At 62.6% G+C, this 12,848-nt stretch carries 16 protein-coding genes; 6 read left to right on the forward strand and 10 right to left on the reverse strand.

The annotated features are described in order from the left end of the window. Positions 1-37: 37 nt before the first annotated feature. The 4 genes from QRN70_RS25395 to QRN70_RS25410 form a co-directional block, all read right to left on the reverse strand. Positions 38-541, reverse strand: coding sequence for a universal stress protein (locus QRN70_RS25395; protein WP_285420613.1), 504 nt, complete (start codon positions 539-541; stop codon positions 38-40). 98 nt (positions 542-639) lie between these two features. Next, positions 640-1,545, reverse strand: coding sequence for a 5'-nucleotidase (locus tag QRN70_RS25400; protein ID WP_285420614.1), 906 nt, complete (start codon positions 1,543-1,545; stop codon positions 640-642). Between the two features lie 27 nt (positions 1,546-1,572). Beyond that, positions 1,573-2,529, reverse strand: coding sequence for a putative 2-dehydropantoate 2-reductase (locus QRN70_RS25405; RefSeq protein WP_285420615.1), 957 nt, complete (start codon positions 2,527-2,529; stop codon positions 1,573-1,575). Beyond that, entirely contained in the window at positions 2,526-2,912 is a 387-nt protein-coding gene (locus QRN70_RS25410) for a YbbN family protein (RefSeq protein WP_285420616.1), read from the reverse strand. Before QRN70_RS25410 ends, QRN70_RS25405 begins: the two co-directional genes overlap by 4 nt. On the opposite strand from QRN70_RS25410, the gene QRN70_RS25415 reads away from it, so the two are divergent. Further along, positions 2,911-3,354 (forward strand): PilZ domain-containing protein, encoded by a 444-nt coding sequence (locus tag QRN70_RS25415; RefSeq protein WP_285420617.1) that lies wholly within the window; start codon positions 2,911-2,913, stop codon positions 3,352-3,354. The genes QRN70_RS25410 and QRN70_RS25415 overlap by 2 nt on opposite strands. A 187-nt stretch (positions 3,355-3,541) precedes the next feature. Further along, positions 3,542-4,618 (forward strand): 3-deoxy-7-phosphoheptulonate synthase, encoded by a 1,077-nt coding sequence (locus tag QRN70_RS25420; RefSeq protein ID WP_007908583.1) that lies wholly within the window; start codon positions 3,542-3,544, stop codon positions 4,616-4,618. Between the two features lie 65 nt (positions 4,619-4,683). Here QRN70_RS25420 and QRN70_RS25425 read toward each other — a convergent pair whose 3' ends face one another. Further along, on the reverse strand, positions 4,684-4,965 hold the full coding sequence (locus QRN70_RS25425) for a GNAT family N-acetyltransferase (RefSeq protein ID WP_007955658.1): 282 nt from the start codon (positions 4,963-4,965) through the stop codon (positions 4,684-4,686). A gap of 631 nt (positions 4,966-5,596) precedes the next feature. On the opposite strand from QRN70_RS25425, the gene oprI reads away from it, so the two are divergent. After that, on the forward strand, positions 5,597-5,848 hold the full coding sequence (oprI, locus tag QRN70_RS25430; RefSeq protein ID WP_025113130.1) for an outer membrane lipoprotei OprI: 252 nt from the start codon (positions 5,597-5,599) through the stop codon (positions 5,846-5,848). 123 nt (positions 5,849-5,971) lie between these two features. Here oprI and QRN70_RS25435 read toward each other — a convergent pair whose 3' ends face one another. From QRN70_RS25435 to QRN70_RS25445, 3 genes are all read right to left on the reverse strand, one after another. Further along, complete coding sequence (locus tag QRN70_RS25435; RefSeq protein WP_285420618.1) at positions 5,972-6,940, reverse strand: L,D-transpeptidase family protein; 969 nt, start codon at positions 6,938-6,940, stop codon at positions 5,972-5,974. 147 nt (positions 6,941-7,087) lie between these two features. Then, positions 7,088-7,381, reverse strand: coding sequence for a hypothetical protein (locus QRN70_RS25440; protein ID WP_007955656.1), 294 nt, complete (start codon positions 7,379-7,381; stop codon positions 7,088-7,090). 57 nt (positions 7,382-7,438) lie between these two features. Further along, positions 7,439-8,044: an arylesterase gene (locus QRN70_RS25445; protein ID WP_285420619.1), complete on the reverse strand. Its 606-nt coding sequence runs from the start codon at positions 8,042-8,044 to the stop codon at positions 7,439-7,441. Positions 8,045-8,054: 10 nt separating this feature from the next. On the opposite strand from QRN70_RS25445, the gene QRN70_RS25450 reads away from it, so the two are divergent. From QRN70_RS25450 to greB, 3 genes are read left to right on the forward strand one after another with little or no spacing between them, the layout of a single operon-like run. After that, positions 8,055-8,738, forward strand: coding sequence for an ABC transporter ATP-binding protein (locus tag QRN70_RS25450; RefSeq protein ID WP_285420620.1), 684 nt, complete (start codon positions 8,055-8,057; stop codon positions 8,736-8,738). Beyond that, on the forward strand, positions 8,738-11,242 hold the full coding sequence (locus QRN70_RS25455; protein WP_285420621.1) for an ABC transporter permease: 2,505 nt from the start codon (positions 8,738-8,740) through the stop codon (positions 11,240-11,242). The genes QRN70_RS25450 and QRN70_RS25455 overlap by 1 nt, the downstream gene beginning before the upstream one ends. A 34-nt stretch (positions 11,243-11,276) precedes the next feature. Further along, on the forward strand, positions 11,277-11,774 hold the full coding sequence (gene greB, locus QRN70_RS25460; protein WP_007964774.1) for a transcription elongation factor GreB: 498 nt from the start codon (positions 11,277-11,279) through the stop codon (positions 11,772-11,774). Positions 11,775-11,779: 5 nt separating this feature from the next. Here greB and QRN70_RS25465 read toward each other — a convergent pair whose 3' ends face one another. Together QRN70_RS25465 and QRN70_RS25470 are read right to left on the reverse strand one after the other, a co-directional pair. Beyond that, positions 11,780-12,088 carry a class I SAM-dependent methyltransferase gene (locus QRN70_RS25465; RefSeq protein WP_285420622.1) on the reverse strand — a complete coding sequence of 103 codons (309 nt, stop codon included), beginning with the start codon at positions 12,086-12,088 and terminating at the stop codon, positions 11,780-11,782. A gap of 249 nt (positions 12,089-12,337) precedes the next feature. Then, on the reverse strand, positions 12,338-12,772 hold the full coding sequence (locus QRN70_RS25470; protein ID WP_007950955.1) for a DoxX family protein: 435 nt from the start codon (positions 12,770-12,772) through the stop codon (positions 12,338-12,340). Between the last annotated feature and the right edge of the window lie 76 nt (positions 12,773-12,848).

The raw sequence follows: 12,848 nt of genomic DNA on the forward strand, positions 1-12,848 counted from the left end.
TCTAGAACTTTTTTATCAAAGTGCCATTATTCCTGCCTCAGCGATCCTCCCGCCGCCGACGCTCCACCAGCGGCACCAGATAAACCGGTACCTTGGCCAATTGCAGCACCCGGGCCGCCGTGCGCCCCAATGGCGTTTCCGCCCCTACCCCGTGGCTGTGACTTCCTACGATCAGCAAATCGACAGAGAGTTTCTGCACCTGGTCGAGAATCACCTGCGACGGATCGCCCTGCACCACGCGCACGGCGCGGATGCGCAACAGATCCTGCTCGCCCTCGTCCCCCAGTTCCTCACGAAAACTGTCGAGCACCCGCTGCTCGATATTGGCGATGACTGTCTTCAGCCCCTGACTGTGAAACTCGTTCAATGCCTGCTCGTCGAGGTAACTCTGCAACACCGATTCGGCAAACAGCCCCATGGGCTCCACCGCGTGCACCACATACAGGTCGGCGTTGAACGTTCGTGCCAGCGCCAGGGCATGCTGCATCACTAACGGTGCGTACAGACCGAGGTCAGTGGCATACAGCATCGAACGAATCATATGACCTCCTCGCAAGCCAACATGGCGGAGATTTGATTCAGCTTAGCAGTGCCTTGGCGAGTACGACGTGCGACGCAACGTCTTGAACCCAGAGGGCTTTAGATCTTGGGTTCGTTGCTGATGCCGTGGGGGACGTGGCCGGTGGCGACCACCTCGCGGGCCAGCTCGCAGTGACCGGCCTGGTCATCGAAGAACACGTCGGCGGCAAACGCTTCGAGAAACGCCGACTTGGTCAGGCCGCCGAGAAACAGCGACTCGTCGAGACGGATGTCCCATTCGCGCAAGGTGCGGATCACCCGCTCGTGAGCCGGTGCCGAACGCGCGGTGACCAGCGCGGTGCGGATCGGGCAGTCCGTGTCCGGGAACTCGCGCTGCAGCAGGTTGAGCGCCGCGAGGAAGCCCTTGAACGGACCGCCGCGCAAGGGCTCGCGCGCCGATTCGCGCTCCTTGGCCTGGAATGCCTCCAGGCCACCGGACTGGTAGACCCGTTCCGATTCGTCGGAAAACAGCACCGCATCACCGTCGAAGGCAATGCGCAACTCATCGCTGGCGGCGCGGCTGGCGCCACCGGACAGAATGGTCGCCGCAGCGAAACCGGCATCCAGCGCGGCGCGCACATCTTCAGCGTGGGTGGACAGAAACAGGTCGCAGCCAAACGCCTTCAGATACGGATACGGACTGCGTCCGCCGACAAACGCCGCGCGGGAAATCGCCAGGCCGTAATGGCCGATCGAGTTGAACACGCGCAGGCCGGTGTCGGCGCTGTTGCGCGATACCAGGATCACTTCGACCCGGGCGCGGCCGAGGCGACTGTTGAGGTTGAGCAGTTTTTCCACCAGCGGAAAGGCATCGCCCGGGGCGAGGATTTCGTCCTCGTGCTCGATCTGGTACTGCCGATAGGCTTCGACACCTTGCGCCAGATAGACCTTGTGGCTCTCGCTCAGGTCGAACAGCGCGCGCGACGAAATCGCCAGCACCAGTTTGTCATCGATGTTCTTCGCCATTCTTTCCCCCACCTGGCAGAAACCGCTTCAAGTGTTGCGTCGATCAATGAACGCCAGGCTGCGGTGCAGCGCTTCGATTCGCGGCAACTCGCAGCCCGCGGCCCTGGCTGCCGCCAGCGGTCGAGCATAGATCGCTTCCAGTTCCAGCGGTCGCTTGTGCAGGAAGTCGTGGTACATGCTCGGCCAGTAGTCGGGCATTTTCTCGGTCATCATGAACAGGTATTCGGCGTACCCGGGCGGGATGTCGTGACCGCAGGCCTTGGCGCCCTGCACCACCTCGGCCATCAGCGCCTGGATCAGCGCGCGGCTGTCGGCATCGGCCATCAGCGGTGTCGTGCTGGCACCCAGCAGTACCGAAAGACCGTTATAGGGAATGTTCCACACCAGTTTCTGCCAGCGCGCCTGATGCAGATTGGGCATCGCCTGGGAGTCGATGCCCGCGGCGCGGAACAGTCCGGCGCCCTCCTCGACGATCGCCATGCGCGCCGCTTCGGCGCTGGCCGGGCCGCTGTGGTAGCCGATATTCACCGCGCCGAGGGCCTGGTGAGTGATCTGCCCGGGCGCGTCGCGATGAACGCAGATCAGGCACAACCCGCCCAACAGATGCAGCGATTCGGGCAACAGCGCACGCAGACCGTCCTCGACATCCAGCCCATTCTGCAGCACCAGCACCTTCGCTCCGGGCTTCGCTGCCTGGATGATCGACGGTGCCAGCCCGGCATTGCTGGTGGTCTTGGCGCCGACCAGCAGCCAGTCGCAGGGCGGCATGTCCTGCGCCGACGAGTAGGCCTGCACCGGGTTCAGCGTCAGCTGGCCGTGCACCGCGCTGTCGACGTGCAAGCCGTGCTCGGCGACGGCGCTGAACTCACTGCGCAAGAGAAAATGCACATCACACCCGGCCCGCGCCAACATCAGGCCGTAGAAACCTCCGATCGCCCCGGTGCCGATAATCCCCACCACCGGTTGCTTGACTGCCGCCATCATGGCAACTCCTCTGCAATTCGTTGCAGCGCCCGGGCCACGCCGGCATTCAGCTCGTCGCAGCTCAGGCGCGCGTGCACCGCACCAAAGAACTCACCGTCGCGTACGACAAACAGCGCCGGTAAATGAAAGACCTGATAACGCTCCACCAGCCCACCGTTGTCGCCGGCGTCGATCCAGCACAGGCGATCGATCGCCAGCTGCATTGCCGGCAGCGCCTCGCGGGCGAACCGGCAGCTGGCGCAGCCGACACTGGTGAAAATCACCAGCGACACGCCGCGCATCGCCAGCAGCCGCTGGTCGGCGTCGAAATCGGTCAGTTGCGATTCGACCACTATACTGGGGGAAACAATGTCAAATGGCCGACACAGGGAGTCTGTGCTCATGGGACGGTTTATTCCTCATCCGGACGATGTGCCCGTCGAATTAACGTTGCTCAAACCTGAGTGTATTTCGCGACATCAGCTGCACACTATCAGCCTCGGCGGGATCGCTTGCAATTACCACCGCGCGTGGCGCCACGGTACGGCGTTGCAAGTGCGGATGCCGACGCTCAACGCCGACATCTGTTATCCGGGCTATGTGGCGTGGTGCCTGCGCCGCAAGAAAGGCTATCTGGTGGGCATCGCCTTCACCGACGAGCAGACGCTGTTCAGCGCGCGAATGGGTGAGCAAGTGTGTCAGATCGAGCGCTATTGCCGCCTCAACGATGCCCACGACGATCTTCAGGATATCCAGGCCCTCGCCCTGCAATGGGTCGAGCAGCACGCCGACGAGTTTTCCCACGACAGCGTGCGCAAGGCTTTCGCCCAGCCCGTGCTGGAATAGCGCGGATTTCGCCCTGGGTTCGCCCGCGACGTGCAAACCAGGGCAAACACCCGGCAAACCGTTACTTGCCCATTGTCGAGCAGGCGCCTAACGCGCTAAGGTTCCGCTCCCCGACGCGCTTAAATCTGCTGTGCTCCGCCGCGCGGGGATCGCTGGCGGCCGGCACCCGTGACCTGACGAGTAAACGATGGCTGATTTACCGATCAACGACTTGAACGTCGCCTCCAACGAGACCCTGATCACTCCCGATCAGCTCAAGCGTGATATTCCGCTGAGCGACGCTGCCCTGCGCACCGTCACCAAAGGTCGCGAAGTAATCCGCAATATTCTCGATGGCACCGACCATCGTCTGTTCGTGGTGATCGGGCCCTGCTCGATCCACGACATCAAGGCGGCCCACGAGTACGCCGATCGCCTCAAGGTGCTGGCGGCGGAAGTCTCCGACACGCTGTACCTGGTCATGCGCGTGTATTTCGAAAAACCGCGCACCACCGTCGGCTGGAAAGGCCTGATCAACGACCCGTACCTGGACGACTCGTTCAAGATCCAGGACGGTCTGCACATCGGTCGCCAACTGCTGCTGGACCTGGCGGAAAAAGGCCTGCCGACCGCGACCGAAGCCCTCGACCCGATCTCCCCGCAGTACCTGCAGGACCTGATCAGCTGGTCGGCCATCGGCGCACGCACCACCGAATCCCAGACTCACCGCGAGATGGCCTCCGGCCTGTCTTCGGCAGTCGGTTTCAAGAACGGCACCGACGGCGGCCTGACCGTCGCCATCAACGCCCTGCAGTCGGTTTCCAGCCCGCACCGCTTCCTCGGGATCAACCAGGAAGGTGGCGTGTCCATCGTCACCACCAAGGGCAACGCCTACGGTCACGTGGTGCTGCGTGGCGGTAACGGCAAGCCGAACTACGACTCGGTCAGCGTCGCCCTGTGCGAACAGGCGCTGAACAAGGCGAAGATCAAGCCGAACATCATGGTCGATTGCAGCCACGCCAACTCCAACAAGGACCCGGCCCTGCAACCGCTGGTGATGGAGAACGTGGCCAACCAGATCCTCGAAGGCAACCAGTCGATCATCGGCCTGATGGTCGAGAGCCACCTCAACTGGGGCTGCCAGGCGATCCCGAAAGACCTCGCCGACCTGCAATACGGCGTGTCGATCACCGATGCCTGCATCGACTGGTCCGCCACCGAGAACACCTTGCGCAGCATGCACGCCAAGCTCAAGGATGTCCTGCCGAAACGTCAGCGCAGCTGACCGCGGTTTCGCAGGCATAAAAAAACGCCGGGCTCAGCCCGGCGTTTTTGTGTGCGATGGTTTTTTCAGATCTTGGCGGTGCGCCGCTGGTGGCGCTCCATGTAGCGCTCCACGTAGGAGCACGACGGAATCACGGTGTAGCCCATTTCATCGGCATATTGCAGCGCCCGCTCGGTCAGGGCCGCCGCGATGCCACGGCCACGCAGGGCGTTGGGCACGAAGGTGCGGTAGATATCCAGGGTCTGTTTTCCCAGATCCATATAGGTCAGATAGGCACGATGACCGTCCACATTGGTCTCGAACTGATGACCAGCCTGGTCATGGTGGATGGACAACGCCTCGCTCATCACTACTCCTCGCGGGTCTTTAATGCGACCCCTACCTTACCGATGTTTTCCCGGCGAAGGAACATCTACGCCACCCCGTGCCTGATGGACACCGAAAACAGCTGCACCGATCTTGCGCAACAGAGCACGTAACAAATATTAGGCACCATTGGCGCAAATGCTCAAGGTGCCCTCGTCATCATGCTCACGGCTGCAGCGACTGCGGTGGACGCAGGGTCGATCCGGGCGTGAATCCGCCCCAAAAGCCTGAACATTGCCGGATGTTGAGACTTAAGACGTGCGGCCTTTTTTAAAGTCACCTCAAGATGGACAAAGATAGGTGAGGCATCTCACAGAATCGCAATGAAAGTGTGGACGAATTGATATAGACAGACTTTAGCCAGATCGCGCAAAACAGCACCCGACAACGGGAACTTTTTCTCATTAACTCGCTCAGCGCGGGGCTTGCAGCTGGATATTTTTTATACAGCGCAGTTAAAAGTTGCTCGAAAAAGAATCAACGCCTACAATTTTTTTTGCTTCTTGCGCTACGTCAGTTTACTTACTACAAGTAATGGGTAGTATGTACGCCGGCTATTTCCTCAATCGGAGGAGACAGCCACTTAATTGAAAGTCCTTGAAGGGGAACACGATGAACAACGTTCTGAAATTCTCTGCTCTGGCTCTGGCCGCAGTTCTGGCTACCGGTTGCAGCAGCGCATCGAAAGAAACCGAAGCACGTCTGACCGCTACTGAAGACGCAGCTGCTCGCGCCCAAGCTCGTGCAGACGAAGCTTACCGTAAAGCTGATGAAGCTCTGGCTGCTGCTCAAAAAGCACAACAGACTGCTGACGAAGCTAACGAGCGCGCTCTGCGCATGCTGGACAAAGCTAGCCGCAAGTAATAATCCCTCGGGATTGTTATCAAGCCGACCCATTTCCTGGGTCGGCTTTTTTGTGCCCGCACCTTTCTGCACGGCACAAAAAAACCCGCCGATGCAGGCATCGGCGGGTTGGTCTTGCACAGCTTATTGCAGGTCGATCGGCGCGCTCGAGACGATCGGCGCCGACGTGTTCGGCGTGCCGATCTCGGTTGGCAGGCCATCTTCGGCCGCCACCACATCCCGCACCACATCCCAGTTCATGCGCAGGTTGTTGGTGATGTCTTCACGCTTGAGCATCGCGTTGATCACGGCGGTGTGCTTGTCGACCACCGACGGGTTGCCCTTGTCGTCGATCGGTGTGTGCGCTTCCAGGTAAACCTTGCCGCCACTGCGACCGAACTTGTAGGCATCGTTGATGATGCGCACCGAAGTACCGACCGGCACCATGCTGGCCATCTCCAGCACGTTGTTGTTGAACATGCGGAAGCAACCGTGGCTGGTGCGCATGCCGATGCCGAACTTCTTGTTCGAACCGTGGATCAGGTAACCCGGCGTACCGAGGCTGAACTTGAACGGACCCAGCGGGTTGTCGGGACCGGCCGGCACCACGTTGGGCAGCGGGTCACCGTCGGCGGCGTGCTCAGCCTTGATCGAGGCTGGCGGCGTCCAGGTCGGGTTCGGCGTCTTGGCGGTGATCGTGGTGTGCGCAATCGGCGAACCCCAGCCCTCGCGGCCGATGCCCAACGGGAAGGTGTACACCACGTTGCGGCCTTTCGGGAAATAGTAGAGGCGGTATTCGGCGAGGTTGATCACGATGCCTTCACGCGGCCCGGGCGGGAGGATGAAACGGGTCGGCAGGACGATCTCGGTGCCAGCGCCCGGCAACCAGGCATCGACGCCCGGGTTGGCCGCGACCATCTCCGAATAGCCCAGGTCATAGGCGGTGCCCAGGTCGGCGAAGGTGTCTTCGTACTTGGCCTTGATCACCTGCACCTGGCCGATGATGTCCTCACCGGGCGGTGGCAGGGGAAACTCCAATGCAGCAACGGGACCGGCCATACACAGGGCGGCAAGTGACAGGCAGCGGGTGACGGCAGGAAAGCGCGGCAACATCCGGAACATCCTTCGCATGATCAACAGGGTATAAGAACGCGATTGTACACCGCGCCTCGGGAATTCGGGGAGATGCGCCGATGGGCAGGCCGAACTCTTCATGGAGAGGCACGCGCCGGTCAGGCCGCGCGTGGATGCCCTTCGATCCTAGAGTTCGAAACGCAGCTCAGGCCAGATCGGCGAAGTGCCGCGCTTCTGGGATTCGAGGATCGCCCGGCACAGTGAACACAGGCGCTGATCCTGGAACACCCGCCGGTCCACGCTCGACCAGCGCGGTTGCGCCGGCAGCAGACTGCCGCACAGGGTGCGATCCGCCGAGCCACCGAGTTCGAGTTGACGGGTCACCAGATGCACCCGCACTTCCTGGCAGGCGAACAGATCCAGCTGCTCGTCAGGCTCGATCAGTTGGTAGGCGAACAGGGACCAGGCGGAACGCGGCATCGGGGGCTCCAAATAAGGGGGCGCCACATTAGCCGAAAGCCTGCCGCTAGAAAAGCCTCATAGCAGCGGTTTTAGCGTCGGCCAGACATTTTCCAGCAACTTGCCCTGGGCCCCGGCTGCCGGGTGCAGACCGTCAGCCTGCATCAGGTCCGGATGACCGCCCACCCCATCGAGGAAAAACGGCACCAGCGGGATGTTTTTCTCGGTGGCGAGTTTGCCGTAGACCTCGGCGAAGGCATCGGTGTAGCGCTTGCCGTAATTGGGCGGCAACTGCATGCCGAGTAATAGCACCTTGGCGCCACTGGTTCGCGAGCTGTCGATCATCGCCGCAAGGTTTTGTTGCAATTGCGTTGGCGGCATTCCGCGCAAGCCGTCATTGCCACCCAGTTCGAGGATCACCAGTTGCGGCTTATGCTCTGCAAGCAGCGCCGGCAGCCGCGCCTGGCCTCCGGCACTGGTGTCGCCACTGATGGAGGCATTGACCACTTTGTCGTCAAAACCTTCGGCCTTGAGCCGTTGTTCGAGCAACGACACCCACCCCAGGCGGGTATCCAGCCCGAAACCGGCGCTGATACTATCGCCAACGATCAGGACTGTACCCGCCGCTGCGTTCTGGGCCATGCACATCAAGGCCAGGCCAGCACTCAAAAACCACACACGCATCGGATTCTCCATGGGCGCAAGCATTCTCACCGCGAAGAACCTTAGCAAAGTGGTTCCCAGCGCGGAAGGTGAACTGACCATCCTGCACGAACTCAGCCTGGAACTGAACAAGGGCGACAGCCTGGCCATCGTCGGCGCGTCCGGTTCCGGCAAATCCACCCTGCTCGGCCTGCTCGCCGGGCTCGACCTGCCGAGCGGTGGCGAAGTGGTTCTGGCCGGCCAGGCCCTGAGCAACCTCGATGAAGACCAGCGCGCGCGCATCCGCGCCGAGCACGTCGGTTTCGTCTTCCAGTCGTTCCAGCTGCTCGACAGCCTCAACGCCCTGGAAAACGTCATGCTGCCGCTGGAGCTCGATGGCCGCAAAGACGCCCGCAGCCGCGCCACCGAACTGCTGCAACGGGTCGGCCTCGGCCAGCGCCTGACCCACTCGCCGCGCCAGCTCTCCGGCGGCGAACAGCAGCGGGTGGCGATTGCCCGCGCCTTCGCCGCCGAACCGGACGTGCTGTTCGCCGACGAGCCCACCGGCAACCTCGACAGTCACACCGGCGAGCGCATCAGCGACTTGCTGTTCGAATTGAACAAGGAACGCGGCACCACCCTGGTGCTGGTGACCCACGACGAACGCCTGGCCCATCGCTGCCGGCGCCTGATCCGACTTGAAGCCGGCCTGTTGGTCGCCCCTCTGGAGCCTTGATGGCACGTCTGCCGCTGTTGCGTCTGTTCAGTCTCGCCCTGCGCCAACTCCTGCGCGATGCCCGCGCCGGCGAATTGCGTGTGTTGTTCTTTGCCCTGATCGTGGCAGTGGCGGCGAGCACGGCCATCGGTTACTTCGGCGCGCGCCTGAACGGCGCGATGATGTTGCGTGCCACCGAGTTTCTCGGCGCCGACCTGGTGCTCGAAGGCAGCTCGCCGGCACGCGAGGAACAGATCCGCAGCGGCACTGAGTTGCGCCTCAATCATGCGCAAGTGGTGGAGTTCTCCAGCGTCATCGCCACCGACAACGGCATTCAGTTGTCGAGCATCAAGGCGGTCGATCGCGCCTACCCGTTGCGAGGCGAACTGAAGAGTGCCGCGGCCCCCTTCGCCACCGAGGAACCCGGCGGTGAACCGCAGCCCGGCGAAGCCTGGGTCGAAGCACGTCTGCTGACCGCCCTGGATCTGAAGATCGGCGACAGTATCGACGTCGGCATGAAGACCCTCAAGCTGACCCGTGTGCTGACCTACGAGCCGGATCGCGCCGGCAATTTCTACAGCCTCACGCCGCGGGTGCTGATCAACCTCGACGACCTCGCCGCCACCGGCGTGGTGCAGCCCGGCAGCCGGGTGAGCTACCGCGAACTCTGGCGCGGCGAACCGCAGGCGCTGGAAACCTATCGGCAACTGATCAAACCCGGCCTGGCGGCCAACCAGCGCATCCAGGACGCGCGCGACGGCAACCGGCAGATCGGCGGCGCACTGGGCAAGGCCGAGCGCTATCTGAACATGGCCAGCCTGGTCGCGGTGTTGCTGGCGGGCGTCGCCGTGGCACTGTCGGCCAACCGTTTCGCCAGTCGCCGCTTCGATGCCAGCGCCTTGCTCAGGTGCCTCGGTCTGTCGCGCCGGGAAACCATGTTGCTGTTCAGCCTGCAGTTGAGCGTGCTCGGGCTGCTTGCCAGCGTGAGCGGCGCCCTGCTCGGCTGGCTCGCGCAACTGGGACTGTTTGCGCTGTTGCATGATTTGTTGCCGAGTGACGTACCACCTGGCGGCCTGTTTCCAGCCATGGCCGGGATCGGCACTGGCCTGGTGGCGCTGGCCGGTTTCGCCCTGCCGCCGCTCGCCGCATTGGGGCGCGTGCCGCCATTGCGGGTGTTGCGCCGCGACATGCTGCCGATTCCTTCAAGCACCTGGATGGTCTACGGCGCGGCACTGGGTGCGCTCGGCCTGATCATGTGGCGCCTGAGCCTCGACCTGCTGCTGACCTTTGCCTTGCTCGGCGGTGGCGTGGTCGCCGCGCTGGTGCTGGGCGGCTTGCTGCTGTTGCTGCTCAACAGCCTGCGCCGCCTGCTCGCCCGCGCCTCGCTGCCGTGGCGCCTGGGGCTCAGGCAACTGCTGCGCCATCCGCTGGCGGCGGCCGGCCAGTCGCTGGCCTTCGGCCTGATCCTGTTGTCCATGGCGCTGATCGCCTTGCTGCGGGGCGAACTGCTCGATACCTGGCAGAACCAGTTGCCGAAAAACGCGCCGAACTACTTCGCCCTGAACATCCTGCCGGCCGACAAACAAGCGTTCAGCGAGCACCTGGTCAACGTCTCGGCGCAAGCCGCGCCGCTGTACCCGGTGGTGCCGGGGCGCCTGATCAGCATCAACGGCGAACCGGTGCAGCAGATCGTCAGCAAGGATTCGGCCGGCGACCGCGCAATCCAGCGCGACCTCAGCCTGACCTGGGCTGCCGACCTGCCGGCGGGCAACACACTCACCGCCGGTGCGTGGTGGGCCGAGCAGCCCGCGGACGACGTGCCCGGCGTATCGGTGGAAGGCAAAGTCGCCGAAAGCCTCAAGCTGAAACTCGGCGACCACCTGGTGTTCAGCGTCGGCGGGGTCAATCGCGAAGCGAAGGTCAGCAGCCTGCGCGAGATCAACTGGGACAACTTCCAGCCTAATTTCTTCATGATCTTCCAGCCCGGCACTCTCAAGGATCTACCGGCGACCTACCTGACCAGTTTCTATCTGGCCCCCGGCCACGACCAGCAGATTGTCGAGTTGTCGCGAGCGTTCCCGGCGGTGACGATTCTCCAGGTCGAAGCCTTGCTCGAGCAGCTGCGCAGTATCCTCGCCCAGGTCACCCTGGCCGTTGAATACGTGTTGCTGTTTGTCCTGGCGGCGGGCATGGCGGTGCTGTTCTCCGGGTTGCAGGCGACCCTCGATGAACGCATCCGTCAGGGCGCGTTGTTGCGGGCACTGGGGGCCGAGCGGCAGTTGCTGGTCAAGGCGCGGCGGATCGAGTTCGGCCTGCTGGGCGCGGTCAGCGGCTTGCTCGCCGCGATCGGTTCGGAAGTGGTGAGTCTGGTGCTGTATCGCTACGCGTTCGACCTGCCGTGGCATCCGCATCCGTGGCTGCTGGTGCTGCCGTTGCTGGGTGCGGCGCTGATCGGTGGCGCCGGGGTGTTCGGCACGCGCCGGGCGCTCAACGCGAGCCCGCTGACAGTGTTGCGCGAGGGTTGATAGACTCCAGCCGTCTCCCTCACAAGAAGTTGCCATGAGCCGTTATCGCCCTCCCCGCACCGCCGGCACCGCGCTGATCACCCCTGAAGGTGAAGCGCGGATGCGCGCTGAATTCCATGAGCTGTGGCATGTGCGCCGCCCGCAGGTGACGCAGGCGGTCAGCGAGGCAGCGGCGCAGGGTGATCGTTCGGAAAATGCCGAGTACACCTACGGCAAAAAGATGCTGCGCGAGATCGACAGTCGCGTGCGCTTTCTGACCAAGCGCCTCGAAGCGCTGAAAGTGGTCAGCGAGAAACCCAGCGACCCGAACAAGGTTTATTTCGGCGCCTGGGTGACCATCGAGGATGAGGACGGCAAGCAATCACGCTATCGCATCGTCGGACCGGACGAACTGGATTTGAAGCTGGGCCTGATCAGCATCGATTCGCCCCTGGCCCGCGCCCTGATCGGCAAGGCGCTGGACGCCGAAGTGCGGGTCCAGACGCCAACCGGCGAGCAATTCGTCTACATCGTGGCGATCGATTACCCCTGAGCGCTTCAGCGGCGGGTGATCAGGCCCTGCCGCGCAACGCGTGTCAGTTGTTTGATCATGTCCGGGGCGTCTTCGCGGCTTGGTGCCTGAATCACCGCCAGGTCGAAACTGTCATCGGCAAAACGCGCCAGCGACTCGCCGTCTTCGACAAACTGGATGAGGAACGCGGCCGGTCCGCCGCTGCGACGTGGCCAGCCATCCAGATAACGCAACAGCGTCGGCTGGTGTTTGCCGCCAAGGAGAATTTTTGGGTTGCGCTGAGTGGCGTGTGCCGTGATCGGCGCGGGACGTGCTGGAGGGCGTAGTGCATTCATCGTGTCGTGTCTCTGCCTCAAAAGTCTGCATGGCAGGTGAGAGGCAACACCGAACCAGCGCTTTAGCGGTATTTCGAAGCCCTGTTCCGGCTTCTGACGGCGACTGGATGAGTCACCTGGCGCCCCGCAAGTAGCTGTTTAAATCGGCGCATGAGCGGCATCCTAGAGAACGTGACTGGCCAGTGTCAAGAATCAGCCGCAACAAAAAAAGGCCCGCACAATGCGGGCCTTTTGCCTGAGCCAGAGCGGTCAGCCGGCGATGGCGCGATCCACCGAGAGCTTGCCCGCACCTTCGATCAGTACCGCGAGGCTGCCACCGAGCAGCGCCAGGGCGAACTCGTAGCCGTTGTTGGCCATGAACAGCCCGTTGCTGATGTGCACGGTGAAGATGGCCACCAGCGACAGGAAGGTCAGGCCCAATGCTGCCGGACGCACCAGCAAGCCAATGATCAGGGCCAGGCCGGCGAAGAACTCGGTACCGCCGGCGAGCGTCGCCATCAGGTAACCCGGGGTCAGGCCGATGCTTTCCATGTATTGCGCAGTGCCGGCCAGACCGTAGCCGCCGAACAGACCAAAAAGCTTCTGCGAGCCGTGCGCGGCGAAGATCACGCCGACGGCGATGCGCAGAATGGTCAGGCCATAGCCGGCGCGGGTGAACAGGACCTTGTTGATCAGAGAGCTCATGTGTGTCGTTCCTTGTTGGGGGAAGTGTGTGTTGGTTGGCCGCTATATTAATCAGTAAATTTCATGTTAAAAGCGC

The organism is Pseudomonas sp. efr-133-TYG-5, from assembly GCF_030209175.1.
Taxonomy (GTDB): domain Bacteria; phylum Pseudomonadota; class Gammaproteobacteria; order Pseudomonadales; family Pseudomonadaceae; genus Aquipseudomonas.